Origin of the sequence: Herbaspirillum hiltneri N3 (assembly GCF_001267925.1) — a bacterium.
GTDB lineage: Bacteria > Pseudomonadota > Gammaproteobacteria > Burkholderiales > Burkholderiaceae_D > Herbaspirillum > Herbaspirillum hiltneri.
On record NZ_CP011409.1, the window covers coordinates 699,711 to 720,679 of the forward strand.

The following is a 20,969-nucleotide window of genomic DNA, read 5'->3' on the forward strand; positions in this document are numbered from 1 at the left end:
CCACGTCCTTCGGTGCCGGGTCTTTTGATCCGGCATTTTTTTATCGGCGACTGATGGTATAAACAATTTTCGGTTCGACTCACCACGCGGGGCGCAATGGAAGCATACATTTTCGACTGGCTCAATCTCTTGCTGCGCTGGCTGCATGTCATCACGGCGATTGCCTGGATCGGATCCTCGTTCTACTTTGTCTGGCTCGACAACAGCCTGACCCGGCCCGACGATCCAGAACTGCTTGGCAAGGGCGTCGGCGGCGAACTGTGGGCCGTGCACGGCGGGGGTTTCTACAATCCGCAGAAATATCTGCTGGCGCCGAAGACCCTGCCGCAAAACCTGCACTGGTTTTTCTGGGAGTCATACAGCACCTGGCTGTCGGGCTTTGCGCTGTTCTCGGTCCTGTACCTGTTCAACGCCGGCACCTTCCTGGTCGACAGGCACGTGCTCGACATGACCGCGACCACCGCGGTGTGTGCAGCGCTGGCTTACCTGGTCGCAGGCTGGCTGGTGTACGACGCCATCTGCCGTCTGTTCGGCGACAAGCCGGGCGGCGACCGCATGGTGGGCGTGCTGGTCACGCTCTATGTCGTTGCGGCGGTCTGGGTGGCGTGCCATGTGTTTTCAGGCCGCGCGGCTTTCCTTATGACCGGGGCGTCGCTGGCGACGGTGATGAGTGCCAACGTGCTGTTCTGGATCATTCCCGGCCAGCGCAAGATGGTGGCGTCGATGCGCGCGGGACAAAGCCCCGACCCCATCCACGGCAAGCGCGGCAAGCAGCGCAGCGTGCATAACACGTACTTCACGCTGCCAGTGATCTTCGCGATGCTGTCGAATCATTACAGCATGACTTACAGCGCGGGCAATAACTGGCTGGTGCTGCTGCTGATCATGCTGGCCGGCGTGCTGATCCGGCAATTTTTCGTGCTTAAACACAAGGGCGTGTTCAAGTGGCAGTATCCGGCGGCGGCCATCGTGATCCTGGCCGGCGTGGCGTTCTGGATCGCGCCGAAGCCGGCGCTCCAGACGGTGGCGAAAAATGCGCCGGCGGTGTCGTTCGCCCAGGTGCAGCAAGTGATTGAAACGCGCTGCATCCAGTGCCATGCGGCCAAGCCGACGCTAATGCCGGTGCCGGGCAAGGGCATCCTGCTCGACAGCAAGGACGGCGTACTGCAGCATGCGCAGCAGATCTACCAGCAAGCCGTGGTGCAGAAGGCCATGCCGCTGGGGAACATGACCAATATCACCGACGAAGAACGGGCTTTGCTGGGCAAGTGGTTCGAAGCAGGCGCCAAAGGCGAATGACCAGCCGGCGGACATCCGGATAATAAAAAAGGCTGAACACGATGTTCAGCCTTTCGTCTTTGGACAGACGGTTCAGCCGGCGTAGGGATGCTGCTCGCGCCAATGGTTCGCGATGTCGATACGGCGGCAGATCCATACGCGTTCATGCGACTGCACGTAGTCGAGGAAGCGCTGCAACGCCGCGAACCGGCCGGGGCGGCCGAGCAGGCGGCAGTGCATGCCGACCGACAGCATCTTGGGTGCTTCTTCGCCCTCCGCGTACAGCACGTCGAAACTGTCCTTGAGGTACTGGAAAAAATGCTCGCCGGTGTTGAAACCCTGCGGCGTGGCGAAGCGCATGTCGTTGCTGTCGAGCGTGTAGGGTACGACCAGATGCGGCTGCTCGCAGCCGTCGGCCAGCGCCACCCGGGTCCAGAACGGCAGGTCGTCGCCGTAGTAATCGGAGTCGTAGGCGAAGCCCCCGTGCTCGACGACAAGGCGGCGCGTGTTGGGCGAATCGCGGCCGGTGTACCAGCCTTGCGGATCGGCGCCGGTCAGTTCGCGGAAGATTTCGACGGCGACGCGCATGTGTTCGCGCTCGATGTCGATATCCATGCTCTGGTAGTGGATCCAGCGCAGGCCGTGGCAGGCGATTTCATGACCCAGCTCGATGAAGGCCTGCGTCACTTCCGGATGGCGTTGCAATGCCATGGCGATGCCGAATACGGTGAGCGGAAGCCGGCGCTTTTCGAACTCGCGCAGGATGCGCCAGACACCGACACGCGAGCCGTATTCGTAGATCGATTCCATCGAAAGATGGCGTGCAGGATAGGCGGCCGCCCCGATGATTTCGGACAGGAACTGCTCCGAAGCCGGGTCGCCGTGCAGCACGGAATTCTCGCCGCCTTCTTCATAGTTCAGCACAAACTGCAGCGCAATCCTGGCCTGGCCCGGCCAGTTGGCGTGAGGAACGTTGCGGCCGTAGCCGATCAGGTCGCGCGGGTAGTTGGCTGCTGCTGGTATGCGTTGCATGTGTTCTTTTGAAATGAGGAAGACGGTGTTCAGGAACTCTTTCCCAGTACCGATCGCAAATCGAAGTGATCGTCGTCGCTGGGGCGGACCCGGTCTTCGCACAAGTGCAAATGGTGTGCCATGTGTTCCTGCGCCAGCGTGATGTCGCCGTTTTCGAGCGCCGCCAGCACGGTGTCGTGTTCATCGAAGGAGCAGGCATTGTGTCCCGGCGCTTCGGTCTTGGCGATCATCAGCGTGGTGCGCGACACCAGCTTGCGCAGCGTGTCGACCAGCAGCGCATTACCGGTCAGCTCGGCCAGCGCCAAGTGGAACTGAGCGGACAGACGGATCCAGCGCGGCCGGTCGCCGGTCAGGTAGGAGTTGCGTTCTTCCTCGACCATCTTGCGCAGGCCGGCGATCTCGCGCGTGCTGGCTTCGCGGCCGACTTTGTCGAGCACCGCGTATTCGATGATGTTGCGCAGCTCGAACATGTCCTTGACCTCGGCGTGCGAGGGGCTGGCGATGAAGGCGCCGCGATTGGCTTCGAGGTCGACCATGCCCTCGGTGGCCAGGCGCGAGAGCACCTTGCGCACGGTGTGCCGGGCGGTATCGTAAATCTGGCACAGGACCTGCTCAGTGAGCTTGGTGCGCGGCGGCAGGCGATGTTCCATGATCGCGTCATAGATGTCCTGGTAAAGACGTTCCTCGACGGCCGGCGAATGATCGCGGACGGCGGAATGCGAAGCCAGGGGCGAGCGGGATGTCTTGCTTGGTTTGGTCATGGCGGGAAGGGACGGCATCAAGGGTTGGACGGAAGCGAAAGCTTGTTTGCGACGATGCAGGAGTCATACCGGCGGCCGGCATTGTCAACAATGGAAAAAGCAATCTGCAACAATTTGGTGAGCTTTCGCACCAAAATCGGCGCGGCCGTGCGCGGCTTGCACCACTGGCGGCAGCCGGAAGCTGCCGTTCTGTCGCCCTTTGCGGGCGCCATTGCCGCAGCGACGCTGCGACAGCGATTGTTGACAATCATTTGTGTATTTTTCATCGGATATTGCCCATGCATTTTGACGACGACTTTCCCTCCCATGCAAGAAGCGTACTTGCTACGGGTTTTTGTGGGATGCAGGCGGCGAACGAGGAGCAAACACGTGCAGGGCAAGTCTTTTACAATCACGTATGCAGTTTTTCAGCAGTCTTCAGTCCTCTTTTACAGGCCATCTCATGTCGTCATCATTGCAACAATCCGTACTCTCTTTCCTCGACGCCGAACACGCCGCGCAAACTCGTTTCCTGCAGGAACTGGTACGGGTGCCGTCCGACAATCCGTCCGGCGATTGCGCCGCACACGGCGCACGCGCCCAGGCCTTGCTGGAGCAATTGGGTTTCGATGTGGAAGTGCACGTAGTGCAGGAGGAACTGGTCAAGGCCAACGGCATGATATCGGCCGCCAATCTGATCGTGCGCAAGCGCTTCGGCAGCGGCGGCCCGACCATCGCGCTCAACGCCCACGGCGATGTGGTGCCGCCCGGCCTCGGCTGGAGCAAGGATCCCTACGGCGGTGAAATCGTCCAGGACGCCGAGCACGGCCCTGTCATGTACGGTCGTGGCGTGGCCGTGTCGAAGTCCGATTTCGCTACCTACACCTGGGCGCTGCTGGCGCTGATCGCCGCCGAGAAACAAGGTGCGGTCCTCAACGGCGCCATCGAACTGCAATTCACTTACGACGAAGAAGCGGGCGGCGACATCGGTCCCCGATGGATCCTCGAGCAAGGACTGAGCAAGCCCGACTACGCCGTCTCGGCCGGCTTCGCCTATGGCATCACGTCCGCGCATAACGGCTGCCTGCATCTGGAAGTCACAGTCAAAGGCAAGCAGGCGCACGCCGCCATGCCGCATACCGGCATCGACGCCATCGAAGCCGCAACCGGCATCCTGCAGGCGCTGTACGCCTATCGTACCGAGCTGGCGAAAAAAAAATCCGCAGTTGCCGGCATCGACCACGCCACGCTCAACGTCGGCCTGATCAAAGGCGGCATCAACACCAATGTGGTGCCGGACCTGGCGAGCTTCCGCCTCGACCGCCGCATGATTCCGGAAGAAGCGGGCTTCGACGCGGAAGGCGATCTGCGACGCGTGATCGACGCCGCGGCGGCGCGCTACCCCGGCATCGAAGTCGGGGTGCAGCGCATCCTGCTGGCCGAGCCGCTGGCCGAATTGCCGGGCGTGGAAAAACTGATCGGCGCGTTCAGCCGCAATGCCGAAACCATCCTGGGCGAACCGGTCAAGGCGCACGGCGTGCCGCTCTACACCGACGCGCGCCACTATACCAAGCAAGGCATTCCGACGATCCTGTACGGCGCCGGTCCGCGCACGCTGATGGAAGCGCGCGGTCATAATTCGGACGAGAACCTGCGCCTTAACGATCTGTTCAAGGCCACCAAGGTGGTGGCGCTGGCGTTGGCGGAGTTGCTGCAGTAATTGTTGTCGCTGAAAAGAAAAACGGCGTCGTGACCGAATGATCGCGACGCCGTTTTTTATGCGTTTCTGTTAATGGGTAGCGTCGTACTGATCGAGCTCTGCAGTCAGGCGTCCCTTGTCTGCGGCCGGCAGGAAGCTGGCGTCGATTCCGTTGCGCGCCAGTTGCACGATCTCTGCACGCGAGAGTTCCAGCGCCGACGCGACGGCCAGGTAGTTGTCGTTCATGTAGCCGCCGAAGTAAGCCGGATCATCGGAATTGACGGTCACCGCAAGACCGGCGCGTAGCAGTCGCGCCAGATTGTGTTTGGCCATGTCGTCGACCACGCACAGCTTGAGGTTGGAGAGCGGGCACACCGTCAACGGCATTTTCTCGCGCGCCAGGCGCTCCATCAGGGCCGGGTCTTCTTCGCTGCGCACGCCGTGGTCGATGCGCTCCACCTTGAGCACGTCGAGCGCGCCGAGAATGTACGCCGGTGGACCTTCTTCGCCGGCGTGGGCGACCAGGTGGAAGCCGAGTTCCCTGCAGCGCGCGAATACCTTGGCGAATTTCTCCGGCGGGTTGCCGCGTTCGGACGAGTCCAGGCCGATGCCGTTCCACAGGTCGCGGTATTGCTCGCGCAGCGGCAGCGCCGCTTTGAGCGTGGTGAAGGCGTCTTCTTCGGAGAGATGACGCAGGAAGGACATGATCATGGCGCTGGAAAAGCCGTGTTCGTCGCGCGCCTGGCGCAGGGCGCGGGCGATGCCGGCGAACACCACGTCGATGCCGATGCCGCGCTCGGTATGGGTCTGCGGATCGAAGAAAATCTCGGCATGGCGCACATTGTCGGCGCGGGCACGCGCGATGTAGGCGGCGGTCATGTCGTGGAAGTCCTGCTCGGTCTGCAGCACGTTGGCGCCGGCGTAATAGAGATCGAGGAAGGATTGCAGGTCGGTGAAGTCGTAGGCCGCGCGCAGTGCTTCGACCGAGGCGTAAGGCAGCGCGACTTTGTTGCGCTGCGCCAGGGCAAACAGCAATTCAGGCTCCAGCGTGCCTTCGATATGCAGGTGCAGCTCCGTCTTGGGCAGGGCTTCGACGAAGGAGCGCATCGCTGCGGACAGGGCAGGGGTAGTGGAGGTGGCGGAGGTAGTCATGGCGGCCTTTGGTGATGTGCTGGAACAATGGCGTATTTTCTCAGAAAGCGCCGCCCGGCTCTGAAAAAACCTTCGCAAATTCTCAAGCGCCGGGAAAACTAAATCGCCCGGGCGCTGACTAAGCAGCTGTTCACGGCTTCGCAATTGAGCGTGAACAGGTTCGGAAGTGGCCGCGTCCTCGAAGAAGGCCGCAAGAAAAATGTAAAGTTTTCATGAAATGGGCTGTATCCGTGGCAATGCATGTTTTAATGCTGTGCCGTCAGGCAAGGTAAAAGTAAAACAGGAGCGGTGGGATCAGGTATGAAGAAGATTATTGCGACGACAATGACATGCAGCATGCTGGCGGGAGCAAGCGTAGCGCTTACCGGCTGCTCGCTGTTTTTCTGGAAGAAGGAAGACACCAGCCTGGTGCCGTTTTCGACCATTCCGAGCAGCGCCTATCAGAGTTTCGTCAAAAACTGGGACAACAAGGCGCAGCCGGTGCTGTGCGCGCTGATCCGCTCCCAGGCCGACTGGGATTACTGGTTCCAGCCGGCGACGACGATGCGTTCCCAACGCGCGCTGACGCCATCGGTGGAATACTTCGAGACGCGCCAGCTGCTGCTCGCCACGCGCGTGATCCAGGCGCCTGACGCCGCCGAGCGCAGCCAGATATTCGCCGCCGACAAGGTCACCATGCGCAACGGCGTGCTGAAGCTGGAATATCGCTTCGTCAAGCCGGTTTCCGGCGCGACCTATCAGGTCAAGGACTTCCTGCTGGTGGAGATTCCGAAGGATCGCTACACCACCGGTCCGGTGGAATTCATCGAGAACGGTTCCAAGGTGTGCAGGATCGCGCGCTGAACTGTCCGACGCACTGCACCAACGTCAAAGCCCGGGTTTATCGCCCGGGCTTTTTTGTTTTGGCGGCGCCATGGACGAGCCGCTAAAAAAATCCCCCGCACGTCGCAATGACGTGCAGGGGAGGCGCAGAAAAGAACAGGTGTTGCCTTTGTTGTTATCTCGATTGTCAGTGCGTCATGCCAAGGAACTGCTGTAACTCCGGGGTCTTCGGATTGGCGAACAATTCTTCCGGCGGTCCGATCTCATGGACCTTGCCCTGATGCATGAACACCACGCGGTCGCATACTTCCCGCGCAAAACGCATTTCGTGCGTGACCATGAGCAGGGTCATGCCGTCGTCGGCCAGGCTGCGCACCACGGCCAGCACTTCATTGACCAGTTCGGGATCGAGTGCGGAAGTGATTTCGTCGCACAGCAATGCCTGCGGCTGCATGCTCAGCGCGCGGGCGATCGCCACGCGCTGTTGCTGGCCGCCGGAGAGCTGGTCGGGGAAGGCGTCGAACTTCATGCCCAGGCCGACGCGTTCCAGGTTCTTCTTCGCCAGCGCGCGCGCTTCGGCTTCCGGCGTTCCCTTGACGATCATCGGCGAGATCATCACGTTGCGTCCCACGCTCAGGTGCGGGAACAGGTTGAACTGCTGGAAGATCATGCCGACCTTCAGGCGCAGCGTCTTGAGCTCCAGTTCACTTTTTCCGAGATAGGCGCCGGCGACGCTGATGGAACCTTCGTCGATGGTTTCGAGGCCGTTGATACAGCGTAGCAGCGTGCTCTTGCCGGAACCGCTCTTGCCGATGATGGCGATCACTTCCCCGGCGTCGACGGACAGGCGAATGCCCTTGAGCACTTCGTTGTCGCCGTAGCGTTTTTTGACATCCTCAATGGCGATGAGCGGCATTGAATTTCCTTTCCAAGAATTGGCTGTACTTCGACAGCGGCCAGCACAGGGCGAAGTAAAAAAGTCCGACGACGGCAAACACGGTGAACGGCATGAAGGTGGCGTTGGTGATCACGGTGCCGGCCTTCGACAACTCGACGAAGCCGATGATCGAGGTCACCGCAGTACCCTTGATCACCTGCACGCCGAAGCCGACGGTGGGCGGAATCGCGATGCGCAGCGCCTGCGGCAGGATGATGTGGCGCATCTGCTGCAGGTGGCCCATGGCCAGCACCGAGGACGCTTCCCACTGGCCGCGCGGAATCGCCTCGACGCAGCCGCGCCAGATTTCGGCGAGGAAGGATGCGCTCCACAGCGTCAACGCCAGCCCCGCTGCCAGCCAGGCCGGCACTTCCAGGCCGAACAGCGCGAGCCCGAAGAAAATCAGGAACAATTGCATCAGCAGCGGCGTGCCCTGGAAAATTTCGATGTACAGCTTGGCGGCGCGTTGCAGGAAGCGCCGTTTGGAGATGCGCGCGAACAGGATGATCATGCCGACCACGCTGCCCAGCACGAAGGTCGCCAGCGACAGCAGCACGGTCCAGCGGCCTGCCAGCAGAAGGTTGCGCACGATGTCCCACAAGGAAAAGGAAATCATGAAGCCCTCCGCGCAAAGATGAATTTGTCGCCGATCAGGCGCAGCAGCTGCCGCAGCAGGATGGCCATCGCCAGGTAGATGGCGGTGGCCAGCAGGTAGGCTTCGAAGGCGCGGAAGTTGCGGCCCTGGATGAAGTTGGCCGCGAACGACAATTCTTCCACGGCGATCTGCGAACACACCGCCGAACCCAGCATGACGATCACGATCTGGCTCGACAGCGCCGGCCAGATCTTTTGCAGCGCCGGGCGCAGGATGATGTGACGGAACGCCTGCACGCGCGACATCGACAGGCTTAGCGCCGCTTCCATCTGGCCGCGTGCAATCGCATTGACGCCGGCGCGGATGATTTCCGTGCTGTAGGCGCCGAGGTTGATGATCATGGTCAGGATGGCGGCCTGCATTTCGCTGATCTGTACGCCGAGGCTGGGCAGGCCGAAGAAGATGAAGAACAGCTGCACCAGGAAGGGCGTATTGCGGATCAGCTCGACGTAGCCGCTGACGATGGGCTTGAGCCAGCGCGGCCCCTGCGTGCGCGCCCAGGCGCCGAAGATGCCGACGGCGATGCCGACGACGCCGCCGACCGCGATAAGTTCGACCGTGGTCAGCACGCCCTTGACCAGCACGTCGGTGTAGTCGAACGCCGCGAGGAAATCAAAGTGATAGGCCATGTGGATGCATTTTCTGAGAATGGAAGGAAATGTCTCGCCTATTCGATGTTGCTTTCAAACTGCTTCCGATCTGCAGCGAGCCTTCAGCCGGCGGTGGCCGGGTCATGGTCTCGCCGCAAGCCCGGGAACAGGTTTTACAGATTTGCCGGCAGCGGCAGGCCCAGCCACTTGACAGTCAGTGCGCTCAGTTCGCCGTCCTTCTTGATCTCGGCGAGGATGGCGTTGACCTTGTCCTGCAGCTTCTTCTCGTCCTTGTTCAGGCCGATGAAGCAGGGCGAATCCTTGATCAGGAACTTGGTTTCAGGCTTCTTCGGCGGGTTCTTGGCGATGATGGCGGCGGCGATCACGTTGCCGGTCGCGACCAGTTGCACCTGGTTCGACAGGAAGGAGCTGATGGTGCCGTTATTGTCTTCGTAGCGCTTCACGGTGGCGCTGGCCGGCACGATCTTGGACAGTTCCAGGTCTTCCACCGAGCCGCGCGTGACGCCGATGGTCTTGCCTGCCAGATCGGCAGGGCCGCTGACCTTCTGGTCAGCCGGGCCGAACACGCCATTGAAGAACGGTGCGTAGGCGGCGGTGAAGTCGATCACTTTTTCACGCTCGGCGTTCTTGCCCATGCTGGAGATGACCAGGTCGACCTTCTTGGTTTGCAGGTAAGGCACGCGGTTGGCGCTGGTGACCGGGATCAGTTCAACCTTGACGCCGAGCTTCTTGGCGATCAGCGAGGCGACGTCGATGTCCAGGCCTTGCGGTTTCAGGTCCGAGGTGACCGAGCCGAACGGCGGGAAATCCTGCGGCACGGCGACGCGCAGCACGCCGGCCTTATGGATGTCGTCGAGCGCGTCGGCTCGGGCAACGGAAGTGGAAATCAGCAGCGCGCCAGCCATCAGGCCAAGCAACAGTTTCGAGAGTTTCATCATGATTCTCCAAGTTGAGATGAAGTGAGGGAAATGGCTGAAGTAGCCTGCTTATTGACGGAGCGCGAAGCGGTCTTTTTGCGCTTCGCGGGTGCTACAAAAGCGTTGCCGGAGGCAGATGCAGCCGAGACCGGCGCCAGCGCCTGGCGCAGCGGCGCCAGCGGGTCGCTGTCTTCGGCCTTGTTGAGTCCGGCTTCGACGTGTTGCAAATGGTCGTGCATCAATTGCTCGGCTGCGGCCAGGTCGCCGCGTTCGAGCGCCGCGACGATGTGGACATGTTCGGCGCAGGAGTCTTCGGCTTGTTCGGAAGACTGGTGGAGCATCGCGGTCAGCGTGGTGCGTGCGGTGAGGTCGCGCAGCGTGTCCGACAGCAGCGTGTTGCCCAGGCATTCGCACAGCGCCACATGGAAATCGCCGAGCAGGTAGGCGCGCGCGCCGACGTCGTCGCCCTCGATGGCGGCTTGTTCGCGGTTGATGTGGTCGCGCAGTTGCTCGATGGCGGTTTTGGTAATCGGCCGCGCGTGGCGCAGCAGGCCGAGTTCGATCACGCGGCGCGCCTCGAAGGCTTCACGCGCGTCGCTGGGCGACGGTTCGATGACGAACCAGCCGCGCCGTGCGCTGACCGTGACGATGCCGCGCGTGACCAGGCGCGTCAGCGCTTCGCGCACCAGCGTGCGGCTGACGCCGAACAATTCGGACAATTGCTGCTCGCCCAGGCGCGTGCCGGGGGCAAGCTGCTTGGCGAGGATCGCTTCCATGATGCGATTGGCGATCTGGATCGAGGATTTGATGGCGTCGGTGCTCATATCCTCCATCTGAGCAATATGCATGCCAATCTTGTATATCAGATTGACGTACAGAAAGAATGCCTGTGGCGAAGCGGTAGAAATGGGCTGTAAGCCCTTGCCATGGCGGTGTTGCGTGGTGGGAACGACAACCCGCATGGCGGTGCAATGATTCGATTTGGCGCGCTGCAGATCACCGTCTTGGTGCATTTTTGAGCCATCTTGTATACCAGTTCGGCGCTGTGGCACAAAAAAAAGCCGCCGGTGCAATCCGGCGGCCTGGGTGTTCTGTTTAACGGAGCTGAAGGAACGGCTCAGTGTTTCGAGGTCTCCAGCGAGGCGTCGCTGTCGGCCACGGCGGCCGGCGACGCCTTGGGACTCTTGCGCACATTGCGTACGCCGAGCGCACCACCTTCGTAGGGCACGCGGCCCGACGGCACGACGGCGGAGGCCAGTTCGACATGGCCTTCCTGGTCGTCGAAGAACATGTGTGCGCCGAATGCGTGCAGCACGTCCGCCTTGGGCAGGCCGCCGAGGAAAAAGGCCTCGTCCACGGTGACGTTCCAGGTGCGCAGCGTGTGGATCACGCGCTTGTGCGCCGGGCTGTTGCGCGCGGTGACGATGGCGATGCGCACCGGGCAGGTTTCAGGCGTGAACTGCTTCTGGATTTCCGCCAGCGCGAATAGTAGCTTGGCCAGCGGACCTTCCTTCATGGCCTTGTTGCGGTGGCGCTGTTCGTGACGGACGAAGGCTTCCAGGCCTTTTTCGGCGTAGATCTGCTCCGACTCTCGCGAGAACAGGACGGCGTCGCCGTCGAAGGCGATGCGGATCTGGTTTTCCGGGGCGACGTAATTGGTCGGTGCGGTATACAACTGCGCCGCGGCGACGCCGCCGTCGATGGCGGCCTGCACGTCGCTCTTGTCGCGCGACAGGAACAGGTCGATCTTGAACGCCTCGAGGTAATGCACGATCGGTTCGCCGCCGGTGAAGGCTGCGCGGCTGATGTCGAGCTTGTGCGCCTCGATGGCGTTGAAGGCGCGCAGGCCGGTGTCAGGCGAATTGCGCGAGATCACCACCACTTCCACCAGGCGCCGGTCGGGAATCAGCGTATTGAGCCGCAGCAAAGCCTTCACCAGCGGGAACGCCGTGCCCGGTTCGAGCGGATCGTTCTCATGCTGGCGCTGGTAATCGCTGTAGGCGGTCACGCCCTCGGTGTCGTAGATGGCGTTTTCGTGTTCGAGGTCGAACAGCGCGCGCGAGGAAATGCCGATGACCAGCATGCCGGAAAGATCGTAAGCCATGTCTTTATATATAAGCGATTGATGTGCGGTTGTGCCGCAAAACTGATCTGCGCAGTGTGCCACAGATGGCATTTGACCCCTAGTTTTGTCGCGATTTGGCAGCATGCAACATCGGCATGGGATCTGCGGCGATAGCTATGTGTCGTTATTTGTCTGCTTTGTCATTCAACATCGCGCAGATTGCTTTCTTCTTTGTTAAATGTTGTCGGCAAGTATTTTGTAGTGGCAGATTGCATCCGGCTACATAAATTTGTATGATGACCGTATAACTTACTTAAAAGACTCAGAGACAAGCATGTTTCAAAAAATCCCGGTACAGGCGCTCAGCGACACGGTAGCGCGGCAATTGCTGGAAAAAATCGATCTCGGCGCCTTTCCGCGCGGCGGCAAGTTGCCGACCGAAGCGGTGCTGGCGCAAGAATTCGGCGTCAGCCGCACGGTGGTGCGCGAGGCGATTTCCCGGCTCAAGCATGAAGGCCTGGTCGAGCCGCGCCAGGGCAGCGGCGTGTTTGTTACCGAGCAGGCCGGCATCAAGCCGCTACGCATCGACTACACCGAGGTCAGTTCTCCCGAGGCGGTCCTGCAGATCGTTGAACTGCGCCGCGCCATCGAAGCCGAAGTCGCCGCGCAAGCCGCCAAGCGCCGCACCGACGCGGACATGGTGGCGATCGACGCCGCGCTGGCGCGCATCGGTGAAGACGTGCGCGAAGGCAGCGACGGCGTCGCCGCCGATGTGGCCTTCCACCGGGCGTTGGCGAGCGCCACGCGCAATCCCTATTTCATCAAGACACTGGAATTCCTGAGCCAGTATCTCGAAGCGGCGACTAGCGTCACGCGCGGCAACGAAGCGCGGCGCGATGATTTTTCGCGCCAGGTGCGCGAAGAGCACGAAGCCATCGTCGCGGCCATTCGCGCCGGTGACGAAATGGCCGCGCGGGCGGCGGCGCAGACCCATATGTTCAACGCGGCAAGGCGCTTGAGTCAGGCTTGAAATTCAGGCTTGAAATTCAGGCCTGAAAACATTTTCATTATTTCCAACCAGGCGCAGCCGGAAGAGAGAGCATCAAGTTCCCGGCCGGCGCCGCCAAATTTCTCGGAGTCGACAATGTCAAAAAATGTAGGTGTGATCGGTTTGGGCGCCATGGGCCTGGGCGTCGCCCGTTCTTTGCTGCGTGCGGGTTTCAACGTGCATGCCTGCGACGTGCGCCGGGAAGTGCTGGACAAGTTTGCCGCCGAGGGTGGTGTCGCCTGCGCTTCGCCTGCCGAGATGGGCAAGGCCGTCGACGTGATCATCACGCTGGTGGTCAACGCCGCGCAAACTGAAACCGTGCTGTTCGGCGAGAACGGCGCCGCCTCGACGCTGAAGCCGGGCAGCGTGGTGATTTCCAGCGCTACCGTGGCGCCGGATTTCGCCGTCGCGCTGGGCCAGCGCCTCGCCGAAAAAAATCTGCTGCTGCTGGACGCGCCGGTGTCCGGCGGCGCAGCGCGCGCGGCGTCGGGCGAGATGACGATGATGACCTCCGGCCCTGCCGACGTCTACGCCAGGATCGAAGATGTGCTGAAGGGCATGGCCGGCAAGGTGTACCGCCTCGGCGACACGCACGGCATCGGTTCCAAGGTCAAGATCATCAACCAGTTGCTGGCCGGCGTGCACATCGCCGCATCGGCGGAAGCGATGGCGCTGGGCTTGCGCGAAGGCGTCGATCCCGATGCGCTGTACGAGGTCATCACGCATAGCGCGGGCAATTCGTGGATGTTCGAAAACCGCGTGCCGCACATCCTCAAGGGTGACTACACGCCGCTGTCGGCGGTCGATATTTTCGTCAAGGACCTGGGCCTGGTGCTCGACACCGCACGCCGCAGCAAATTCCCGCTGCCGCTGTCGGCTGCGGCGCACCAGATGTTCATGATGGCGTCCACTGCCGGTCACGGCGGCGAAGACGATTCCGCCGTCATCAAGATTTTCCCCGGCATCGACTTGCCGCCGTCGAAACAGTAAACAGTAACCACGTAATCCGGAGTTCATCATGTCCCAAGCCAAACCTCTGCTCGGCTGCATCGCCGACGATTTCACCGGCGCCACCGACCTGGCCAACATGCTGGTGCGCGGCGGCATGCGTACGGTGCAAACTATCGGCATTCCCGAGCAGCTGCCGGCGGTGGCTGCCGATGCGCTGGTGATCGCGTTGAAATCGCGCACGATTCCGGCCGCCGAAGCGGTCGAACAATCGCTGGCCGCGCTGCGCTGGTTGCAGCAGCAAGGCTGCACGCAATTCTTCTTCAAGTATTGCTCGACCTTCGATTCGACCGACGCGGGCAACATCGGCCAGGTGACCGACGCGCTGTTGGCGGAACTGGGCGCCGACTTCACCATTGCCTGCCCGGCGTTCCCGGAAAACGGCCGCACGATCTACCGCGGCTACCTGTTCGTCGCCGACGGCCTGCTCAATGAATCGGGCATGGAAAACCATCCGCTTACGCCGATGACCGACGCCAACCTGGTGCGCGTGCTGCAGCGCCAGACCACATCCAAAGTCGGTCTGGTGCGCTACGACACCGTGTCCAGAGACGCCGCCGCCGTCACAGAGCGTTTCACTGCGCTGCGCACAGATGGCGTGAAGATGGCGATTGCCGACGCGGTATCGGATCGCGATCTGTACGTGCTGGGCGAAGCCTGCGCCGAGCTGAAACTGGTCACCGGCGGCTCCGGCATCGCCCTTGGCTTGCCGGAGAATTTCCGCCGCGCCGGCTTGCTGCATGCCAGCGCCGAAGCCGCGCAACTGCCGCAGGTCGACGGTTTGTCGGCCGTGCTGGCCGGCAGCGCATCGAAAGCCACCAACGCGCAAGTCGCGGAATGGGCGGCCCGGCATCCGGCGTATCGCATCGATCCGCTGGCCCTGGCGCGCGGCGAAGCCGTGGTGGCGCAGGCGTTGGCGTTTGCCGATGCACACATCGGCAAAGAGGCGGTGCTGATCTACGCCACTGCCACACCTGACGAAGTCAAGGCGGTGCAAAAGGAACTCGGCGTCGCCAAGGCCGGCCATCTGGTTGAGCAGGCATTAGCCGATATCGCCAAGGGACTGCGCGAACGCGGTGTGCGCCGGTTCGTGGTGGCCGGCGGCGAGACCTCCGGCGCCGTGGTGCAGGCGCTCGGGGTGCGCGCATTGCGCATCGGACCGCAGATCGATCCCGGCGTGCCGGCGACTGCGACCCTCGACGACCAGCCGCTCGCGCTGGCGCTCAAGTCGGGCAACTTCGGCAGCGTCGATTTCTTTGAGAAGGCCCTGCGCTTCCTCGGCGGCGCAAAGGAGTGAGTCGAACATGAGCATAAACAAGGAAAACCAACTACGCGAAGAGATCTGCCGCACCGGCGCCAGTCTATACCAGCGCGGCTACACGGTAGGATCGGCAGGCAACATCAGTGCGCGTCTGGACGACGGCTGGCTGATCACGCCGACCGATGCCTGCCTCGGCTACCTCGATCCCGCCGGCATTGCCAAGGTCGATACCGCCGGCAACTGGGTCTCGGGCGACAAGCCATCGAAGACGCTGGCGCTGCATCGCATGGTCTACGATAACAATCCAGAGATGCACGCGGTGGTGCACACGCACTCGACCTATCTGGTCAAGCTGACGATCTCGGGCGTGTGGTCGCCGGACGATGTGCTGCCGCCGATTACGCCGTATTACGTGATGAAGGTGGGGCACATTCCCTTCATCGCCTATCGCCGTCCGGGCGATCCGCAGGTGGCGGAGCAGGTGAAGCAGCTCGCCTGCAAGGTGCGTGGCGTGTTGCTCGAACGCCTCGGTCCGGTGGTGTGGGAGAGCTCGGTTTCCAAGGCGGCCTACGCACTCGAAGAGCTCGAGGAAACGGCCATGCTGTGGCATCTGGCGGGCGGCAATGTCGCCCCGCTGGACGATGCGGCGCTGACCGAACTGCGCGAGGTATTCAACGCGCGCTGGTAGCCACTGAGTTACCAAGCGATCCGATTCGGCTTCAACAAGAACAAAAAGCAATCAAACAGGGACACCGGCTCACGCCGGTATCCCCGCGGCAGCATTCACTTTTTTTGCCAGCCACCCGCCAGCGGATTTTGTATCAGCACGTCAGATTTTTAAATTGCCTGATTTCTTCAAAGCAGGCGCTATAAACCAAGGCCGTGGGAGCGGCCTAAATCAACAGGAGATTGTCGTAGCATGACCGCATCAACCAACATCGGCGCCGTACGGGGTGTCAACACCAGCGCCAACGAACAAGAGCAGAACCGCGTCTATGCCAAGGTATTCTGGCGCATCATGCCTTTCCTCATGCTGTGTTACGTGATCGCCTATCTCGATCGCGTCAACGTCGGCTTCGCCAAGCTCCAGATGTCGGTCGACCTGGGCTTCAGCGAAACCGTGTTCGGCCTCGGCGCCGGCGTGTTCTTCCTCGGCTACTTCCTGTTCGAAGTGCCGAGCAACATCCTCATGCACAAGGTCGGCGCGCGTGTCTGGATCGCCCGCATCATGATCACCTGGGGCATCCTGTCGGCCGCCTTCATGTACGTTGAAACGCCGCTGCAGTTCTACGTGCTGCGTTTCCTGCTGGGGCTGGCCGAAGCCGGCTTCTATCCCGGCATCATCCTGTACCTGACCTACTGGTATCCGTCGCATCGCCGCGCCAAGGTGATCGCCGTCTTCATGTCCGGCATCCCGGTCGCCGGCATCCTCGGCAACCCGCTGTCGGGCTGGATCATGGACGCCTTCCACGGCACCACCGGCATGCACGGCTGGCAGTGGATGTTCGTGATCGAAGCGGTGCCGGCCGTGCTGATTGGGCTTGCCACGCTGGCGTACCTGGACAACGGCATCGCCAAGGCCAAATGGCTCAGCGACAGTGAAAAGAAACTGCTGGAAGACGAAATCGCCGCCGACCAGAAGGGCAAGGAAAGCGTGCATTCCTTTGCCGACATCGTCAGCGACAAGCGTGTCTGGCTGATGTGCCTGATCTACTTCTGCTTCGTCATGGGCCAGTACGGCCTGACACTGTGGATGCCGACCCTGGTGAAAGCCACCGGCGTCACCGGCAACCTGCACATCGGTCTGCTCAGCGCGATTCCGTTCGGCTGCGCAATCATCGCGATGAACCTGATCGGCCGCAGCGCCGATGCGCGCCGCGAACGCCGCTGGCATCTGATCGTGCCGGCATTGATGGGCGCGGTCGGTTTCGTCGGCGCCGCACTGTTCGCCGACAACACCGCGATCTCGATCGCTGCCTTGTCGCTGGCCGCCGCCGGCGTGCTGACCTGCGCACCGCTGTTCTGGTCGCTGCCGACGTCGTTCCTGTCGGGCGCTGCGGCGGCGGTCGGTATTGCCGCCATCAACTCGGTCGGCAACCTGGCCGGTTTCGTCAGCCCGTACCTGATCGGTTACCTGAAGGATCTGACCCATAGCGGAGCGACCGGCATGTACATGCTGGCGATCATGCTGGTGATCGGTTCCGCCGCAGTACTGAAGACTTCGCCTACACTGGTGAACAAATAACGACCTGAGACAGGCTTATCCGGCATGCGCCGTCCATGCGGCGCACGCCATCATTCCAAGGAGATCACGATGCTGCGTTTTGCCGCCAACCTGAGCATGATGTACAACGAACATGCTTTCCTCGATCGCTTTGCCGCTGCCGCCAAAGATGGCTTCAGCGGCGTCGAATTTTTATTTCCCTATGATTTCCAGCCGGAAGAAATCCGTTCGCGTCTCGACGCCAACAGCCTGACTCAGGCGCTGTTCAACGCGCCGCCGGGCGACTGGGCCGCCGGTGAACGCGGCATCGCTTCGCTGCCGGGCCGCGAAGACGAATTCAAGCGCAGCATCGAGACTGCGCTGAAATACACCGAAGTTATCGGCAACAAGACGCTTCACGTGATGGCTGGTTTGATCCGTCCGGACCAGGATCGCGCCAGGCATCGCGCGGTCTATCTGGACAACCTGTCGTACGCTGCGCACCACGCCGACCTGGCCGGCGTGACGGTGGTCATCGAGCCGATCAACACGCGCAATATCCCCGGCTTCTTCCTTAATCGCCAGGACGATGCACAGGCCATTTGTGCCGAGATCGGCGCAGAGAACCTCAAGGTGCAGTTCGACTGCTACCACTGCCAGATCGTCGAAGGCGACGTCGCCGTGAAGCTGAAGCGCGACATGGCCGGCGTCGGCCACATCCAGATCGCGGGCGTGCCGGAGCGGCATGAGCCGGACATCGGCGAGCTGAACTATCCCTACCTGCTCAAGCTGATCGACTCGCTGGGCTATCAGGGCTGGATCGGTTGCGAGTACGTGCCGGCGGCGGCAACCTCGGACGGCCTCGGCTGGCTCAAGGCGCTGGCGGCGCAGGGATTGACGGAACTGAAGCCGCGCTGATCAATCCGGCAGCGAAGCTGGTTGTTCGCGGATAGACGCGAAGAACAAAAAAGCGGGGCGTTCCTGACGGAACGTCCCGCTTTTTCTTTGCCGAATTCTTGTAGCTCAGTCGTTCGGATGAATTTGCTTGGTGACACTGCTTTTATCGTGGCATTTGATGCAAGTCGCGTAATGCCAGATCGCAGGGAGCGGAATCTTGTAGCCGTGTTTCTGGCCACATGACAGACATACCAGTTGGCCTTGCTCGGGGATATTCATGATGGCTGCTGCGTAATGATGGTTGCTCGAAGTCGCGGAGCCGCCCGGCTTTTAGTTGATAAAAATCAATTTTTGACGGCAATCTGCTGACTGCTGTCGATTTTACCCGGTAACGGGAAAGTACGCTGGCACGGGACGTTTTGGTACCGCTTGATGGCCGATGCAGGCGCAAAATTGTGGGATAAGATTTTGTTTCGCTCATCCGCGCCAATGCACAGCTAAATGATCATGCAAAAAGACAGACTTGAAAACAAACCGATCCTTCAAACGCCGTTCGCTCAGACCTATTTTCACGGCACGAAGGCAAACCTTGAATTGGGAGATTTTATCGAAGCGGGTTTCAACTCCAACTTCGGGCAAAGAAAAAACGCGAAATACATTTTCCTGACGGCGACACTGGACGCCGCCATCTGGGGTGCCGAGCTGGCGATCGGGGAAGGACGTGAAAGAATTTACCTGGTGGAGCCGACGGGAAAGATTGAAGACGACCCGGATCTGACCGACAGAAAATTCCCAGGCAATCCGACGCAATCGTTTCGTTCCACGCAGCCGTTCAAGGTAGTCGGCGAGGTCACGCTGTGGCGGGGACATCCTGCGGAGCAAGTGCAGGCGATGAAGGATGGATTGGCGAAGCTCAGGGAGCAGGGCGTCAATTCGTTGAATGACGAGGATTAGTCGGAGATGGGGCTGAACTATTCAAAAAATTCAGGACCGCAGAACGAAAAAAAGGCCTAGCCGAAGCTAAGCCTTTGATGTTCTTGGTGGCCCGGGGCGGAATCGAACCACCGACACAAGGATTTTCAATCCTCTGCTCTACCGACTGAGCTACCAGGCCAAGAGGCCGAATTATAGCAAGATAATTTTAGAATGCAAAGGGTGCTTCCACTTTTTTATCAAAAAGTTCGCCGGCCCTCTGTCACGCGCGCTTTGCGGTAATTATTTCCGGCCTGATGCGTTTGCTTCCGATGCTGCTTTCTTGTGATGGAGATCAAAGAAGGGCCTGCGGGGAAGGCGTTTATAATGCTTCCCCATGAACGGCACCTCATCTCATCCTTCTTCCAACGCCGCCGCACGCAAAATTGCGGGTGCGTCTTCTCCTTCCGATATCTGCATCGTCGGCAACGGCGCCATCGGCAAGACCGCCGCACTGGCGCTGGCCCAGGCCGGCTTGCGCGTGACTTTGCTGGCGCCGGCTGCCGCAGCTGCCGGGCCTTCTGCTGCATCCGGCGTGGAACAGGCCAGCTGGGACGTGCGCGTCTATGCCGTCAACCAGATCGCGCGCGATCTGCTGTCGTCGATCAAGGTGTGGGATGCACTCGACGCTGAACGCGTGGCCGTGGTCGATGGCATGGACGTCACCGGCGACGATGAAAACCATCCGGGCCATCTGGTGTTCGACGCCTACTCGGCGCATGTCGATGCGCTGGCGTGGATCGTTGAAGACCGCAACCTCAATGCCGCGCTCGATGCGGCGCTGAAATTTTCTCCCAACGTGCGCATCGTCAACGGTCGCGCCGTTTCCTTGCGCAGCGATCTGCATGGCGTCAGTCTGCAGCTGGAAAGCGGCGACACGCTCGACGCTTCCTTGCTGGTCGGCGCCGACGGCGGTCAATCGTGGGTGCGCGGCCAATGCGACATCGGCCTCGACTACCGCGCCTATGGGCAGCGCGCCATCGTCACCAATTTCGCCTGCGAAAAAGCGCATCAGGGCGTGGCCTATCAATGGTTCACTGCCACCGAAGGCATCGTTGCACTGTTGCCGTTGCCGGGGCAGCGCGTGTCGCTGGTGTGGTCGGCGCCGGATGCGCTGGCGGAGACGCTGATGCGCCAGCCGGCTGCGCAACTGGCGCAGCATCTGGGCAAATATGCCGCTCCGGTGCTGGGCGCGTTGACGCCGCTGGAGCCGGAAGTGGTGCGCGATTTTCCGTTGACGCTGGTCAAGCCGCATGCCATGACGGCGCCGCGCGTGGCGCTGATCGGCGATGCCGCCCACGTGATCCATCCGCTGGCCGGTCACGGCATGAATCTCGGTTTCGCCGATGTAGTGGCCTTGCTGAAGGTGATCAATGAGCGCGAGCAGCAACGCGATTGCGGCGACGCCCGCGTGCTCAGCCGCTATGCGCGTGCGCGCAAGGAAGAAGTCCTGCTGATGCAGCTGGCCACCGACGGCCTGGCGCGCCTGTTCGGCACCGGCCTTGAGCCGTTGCGCATGGTGCGCAATATCGGGTTGAACTTGGTGAACCACTTGCCGGTCTTAAAGCGGCGCTTGATGGCGCACGCCCTCGGTAAACGGATTTAGCCGATTTAATTTATAGTGTGACGACTTCGCGCCGCGGATCTGATGAACGGCGTCACAGGACGCTCC

Annotated in this window: 21 protein-coding genes and 1 tRNA gene; 11 read left to right on the plus strand and 11 right to left on the minus strand. The window is 61.2% G+C overall.

From position 1 onward, the window contains the following. Window positions 1–96 precede the first annotated feature (96 nt). Window positions 97–1,299, plus strand: coding sequence for a urate hydroxylase PuuD (locus tag F506_RS03105; RefSeq protein ID WP_053195289.1), 1,203 nt, complete (start codon window positions 97–99; stop codon window positions 1,297–1,299). A gap of 72 nt (window positions 1,300–1,371) precedes the next feature. Here F506_RS03105 and puuE read toward each other — a convergent pair whose 3' ends face one another. Genes puuE through F506_RS03120 form a run of 3 tightly spaced genes read right to left on the minus strand, consistent with a single transcriptional unit; the run spans window position 1,372 to window position 3,337 of the window. Then, a complete protein-coding gene (gene puuE / locus F506_RS03110) occupies window positions 1,372–2,310 on the minus strand; it encodes an allantoinase PuuE (RefSeq protein WP_053195290.1) in 939 nt (312 codons plus the stop codon). Between the two features lie 29 nt (window positions 2,311–2,339). Further along, window positions 2,340–3,071, minus strand: a complete 732-nt coding sequence (locus F506_RS03115) for a GntR family transcriptional regulator (RefSeq protein ID WP_053201207.1) — start codon at window positions 3,069–3,071, stop codon at window positions 2,340–2,342. A 17-nt stretch (window positions 3,072–3,088) separates the two neighbouring features. After that, window positions 3,089–3,337: a hypothetical protein gene (locus F506_RS03120; protein ID WP_144423982.1), complete on the minus strand. Its 249-nt coding sequence runs from the start codon at window positions 3,335–3,337 to the stop codon at window positions 3,089–3,091. 176 nt (window positions 3,338–3,513) lie between these two features. On the opposite strand from F506_RS03120, the gene F506_RS03125 reads away from it, so the two are divergent. After that, window positions 3,514–4,770 (plus strand): M20/M25/M40 family metallo-hydrolase, encoded by a 1,257-nt coding sequence (locus tag F506_RS03125; RefSeq protein ID WP_053195292.1) that lies wholly within the window; start codon window positions 3,514–3,516, stop codon window positions 4,768–4,770. A 69-nt stretch (window positions 4,771–4,839) separates the two neighbouring features. Here F506_RS03125 and F506_RS03130 read toward each other — a convergent pair whose 3' ends face one another. Continuing rightward, on the minus strand, window positions 4,840–5,901 hold the full coding sequence (locus tag F506_RS03130) for an adenosine deaminase (protein WP_053195293.1): 1,062 nt from the start codon (window positions 5,899–5,901) through the stop codon (window positions 4,840–4,842). Between the two features lie 300 nt (window positions 5,902–6,201). Here F506_RS03130 and F506_RS03135 point away from each other — a divergent pair, with 300 nt between their 5' ends. Continuing rightward, the gene (locus F506_RS03135; RefSeq protein WP_053195294.1) at window positions 6,202–6,744 is read left to right on the plus strand and encodes a hypothetical protein; all 543 of its coding nucleotides are present in this window, start codon (window positions 6,202–6,204) and stop codon (window positions 6,742–6,744) included. 166 nt (window positions 6,745–6,910) lie between these two features. Here F506_RS03135 and F506_RS03140 read toward each other — a convergent pair whose 3' ends face one another. The 6 genes from F506_RS03140 to F506_RS03165 form a co-directional block, all read right to left on the minus strand. Further along, window positions 6,911–7,639 carry an amino acid ABC transporter ATP-binding protein gene (locus tag F506_RS03140; protein WP_053195295.1) on the minus strand — a complete coding sequence of 243 codons (729 nt, stop codon included), beginning with the start codon at window positions 7,637–7,639 and terminating at the stop codon, window positions 6,911–6,913. Then, a complete protein-coding gene (locus F506_RS03145) occupies window positions 7,620–8,276 on the minus strand; it encodes an amino acid ABC transporter permease (protein ID WP_053195296.1) in 657 nt (218 codons plus the stop codon). Before F506_RS03145 ends, F506_RS03140 begins: the two co-directional genes overlap by 20 nt. Beyond that, on the minus strand, window positions 8,273–8,944 hold the full coding sequence (locus tag F506_RS03150; protein WP_053195297.1) for an amino acid ABC transporter permease: 672 nt from the start codon (window positions 8,942–8,944) through the stop codon (window positions 8,273–8,275). The genes F506_RS03145 and F506_RS03150 overlap by 4 nt, the downstream gene beginning before the upstream one ends. 134 nt (window positions 8,945–9,078) lie before the next feature. Next, window positions 9,079–9,861: a transporter substrate-binding domain-containing protein gene (locus F506_RS03155; RefSeq protein WP_053195298.1), complete on the minus strand. Its 783-nt coding sequence runs from the start codon at window positions 9,859–9,861 to the stop codon at window positions 9,079–9,081. After that, window positions 9,861–10,667, minus strand: coding sequence for a GntR family transcriptional regulator (locus F506_RS03160; protein ID WP_053201209.1), 807 nt, complete (start codon window positions 10,665–10,667; stop codon window positions 9,861–9,863). Before F506_RS03160 ends, F506_RS03155 begins: the two co-directional genes overlap by 1 nt. 293 nt (window positions 10,668–10,960) lie before the next feature. Continuing rightward, entirely contained in the window at window positions 10,961–11,947 is a 987-nt protein-coding gene (locus F506_RS03165; RefSeq protein ID WP_053195299.1) for a 5'-nucleotidase, read from the minus strand. A 295-nt stretch (window positions 11,948–12,242) separates the two neighbouring features. Here F506_RS03165 and F506_RS03170 point away from each other — a divergent pair, with 295 nt between their 5' ends. From F506_RS03170 to arr, 7 genes are all read left to right on the plus strand, one after another. Further along, complete coding sequence (locus F506_RS03170) at window positions 12,243–12,938, plus strand: FadR/GntR family transcriptional regulator (protein ID WP_053195300.1); 696 nt, start codon at window positions 12,243–12,245, stop codon at window positions 12,936–12,938. A 9-nt stretch (window positions 12,939–12,947) separates the two neighbouring features. Continuing rightward, entirely contained in the window at window positions 12,948–13,946 is a 999-nt protein-coding gene (ltnD, locus tag F506_RS03175) for an L-threonate dehydrogenase (RefSeq protein WP_407638209.1), read from the plus strand. Between the two features lie 28 nt (window positions 13,947–13,974). Next, window positions 13,975–15,261, plus strand: coding sequence for a 3-oxo-tetronate kinase (gene otnK / locus F506_RS03180; protein WP_053195302.1), 1,287 nt, complete (start codon window positions 13,975–13,977; stop codon window positions 15,259–15,261). Window positions 15,262–15,268: 7 nt separating this feature from the next. Then, entirely contained in the window at window positions 15,269–15,913 is a 645-nt protein-coding gene (otnC, locus tag F506_RS03185) for a 3-oxo-tetronate 4-phosphate decarboxylase (protein WP_053195303.1), read from the plus strand. 231 nt (window positions 15,914–16,144) lie between these two features. Then, entirely contained in the window at window positions 16,145–17,470 is a 1,326-nt protein-coding gene (locus F506_RS03190; RefSeq protein WP_053195304.1) for an MFS transporter, read from the plus strand. Between the two features lie 69 nt (window positions 17,471–17,539). Continuing rightward, the gene (gene otnI, locus F506_RS03195; protein WP_053201211.1) at window positions 17,540–18,346 is read left to right on the plus strand and encodes a 2-oxo-tetronate isomerase; all 807 of its coding nucleotides are present in this window, start codon (window positions 17,540–17,542) and stop codon (window positions 18,344–18,346) included. Window positions 18,347–18,832: 486 nt separating this feature from the next. Continuing rightward, window positions 18,833–19,279 carry an NAD(+)--rifampin ADP-ribosyltransferase gene (gene arr / locus F506_RS03200; protein WP_144424145.1) on the plus strand — a complete coding sequence of 149 codons (447 nt, stop codon included), beginning with the start codon at window positions 18,833–18,835 and terminating at the stop codon, window positions 19,277–19,279. A gap of 84 nt (window positions 19,280–19,363) precedes the next feature. Here the strand turns inward: arr and F506_RS03205 are convergent. Then, window positions 19,364–19,439: transfer RNA gene (locus tag F506_RS03205), tRNA-Phe, on the minus strand. 195 nt (window positions 19,440–19,634) lie between these two features. On the opposite strand from F506_RS03205, the gene F506_RS03210 reads away from it, so the two are divergent. Then, on the plus strand, window positions 19,635–20,903 hold the full coding sequence (locus F506_RS03210) for an FAD-dependent monooxygenase (protein ID WP_053195306.1): 1,269 nt from the start codon (window positions 19,635–19,637) through the stop codon (window positions 20,901–20,903). Window positions 20,904–20,969: the final 66 nt, after the last annotated feature.

Coding starts and splice junctions, on each gene's coding strand:
- F506_RS03105 (WP_053195289.1), top strand. CDS start 97: ATGGAAGCATACATTTTCGACTGGCTCAATCTCTTGCTGCGCTGGCTG.
- puuE (WP_053195290.1), bottom strand. CDS start 2,310: ATGCAACGCATACCAGCAGCAGCCAACTACCCGCGCGACCTGATCGGC.
- F506_RS03115 (WP_053201207.1), bottom strand. CDS start 3,071: ATGACCAAACCAAGCAAGACATCCCGCTCGCCCCTGGCTTCGCATTCC.
- F506_RS03120 (WP_144423982.1), bottom strand. CDS start 3,337: ATGAAAAATACACAAATGATTGTCAACAATCGCTGTCGCAGCGTCGCT.
- F506_RS03125 (WP_053195292.1), top strand. CDS start 3,514: ATGTCGTCATCATTGCAACAATCCGTACTCTCTTTCCTCGACGCCGAA.
- F506_RS03130 (WP_053195293.1), bottom strand. CDS start 5,901: ATGACTACCTCCGCCACCTCCACTACCCCTGCCCTGTCCGCAGCGATG.
- F506_RS03135 (WP_053195294.1), top strand. CDS start 6,202: ATGAAGAAGATTATTGCGACGACAATGACATGCAGCATGCTGGCGGGA.
- F506_RS03140 (WP_053195295.1), bottom strand. CDS start 7,639: ATGCCGCTCATCGCCATTGAGGATGTCAAAAAACGCTACGGCGACAAC.
- F506_RS03145 (WP_053195296.1), bottom strand. CDS start 8,276: ATGATTTCCTTTTCCTTGTGGGACATCGTGCGCAACCTTCTGCTGGCA.
- F506_RS03150 (WP_053195297.1), bottom strand. CDS start 8,944: ATGGCCTATCACTTTGATTTCCTCGCGGCGTTCGACTACACCGACGTG.
- F506_RS03155 (WP_053195298.1), bottom strand. CDS start 9,861: ATGAAACTCTCGAAACTGTTGCTTGGCCTGATGGCTGGCGCGCTGCTG.
- F506_RS03160 (WP_053201209.1), bottom strand. CDS start 10,667: ATGAGCACCGACGCCATCAAATCCTCGATCCAGATCGCCAATCGCATC.
- F506_RS03165 (WP_053195299.1), bottom strand. CDS start 11,947: ATGGCTTACGATCTTTCCGGCATGCTGGTCATCGGCATTTCCTCGCGC.
- F506_RS03170 (WP_053195300.1), top strand. CDS start 12,243: ATGTTTCAAAAAATCCCGGTACAGGCGCTCAGCGACACGGTAGCGCGG.
- otnK (WP_053195302.1), top strand. CDS start 13,975: ATGTCCCAAGCCAAACCTCTGCTCGGCTGCATCGCCGACGATTTCACC.
- otnC (WP_053195303.1), top strand. CDS start 15,269: ATGAGCATAAACAAGGAAAACCAACTACGCGAAGAGATCTGCCGCACC.
- F506_RS03190 (WP_053195304.1), top strand. CDS start 16,145: ATGACCGCATCAACCAACATCGGCGCCGTACGGGGTGTCAACACCAGC.
- otnI (WP_053201211.1), top strand. CDS start 17,540: ATGCTGCGTTTTGCCGCCAACCTGAGCATGATGTACAACGAACATGCT.
- arr (WP_144424145.1), top strand. CDS start 18,833: ATGCAAAAAGACAGACTTGAAAACAAACCGATCCTTCAAACGCCGTTC.
- F506_RS03210 (WP_053195306.1), top strand. CDS start 19,635: ATGAACGGCACCTCATCTCATCCTTCTTCCAACGCCGCCGCACGCAAA.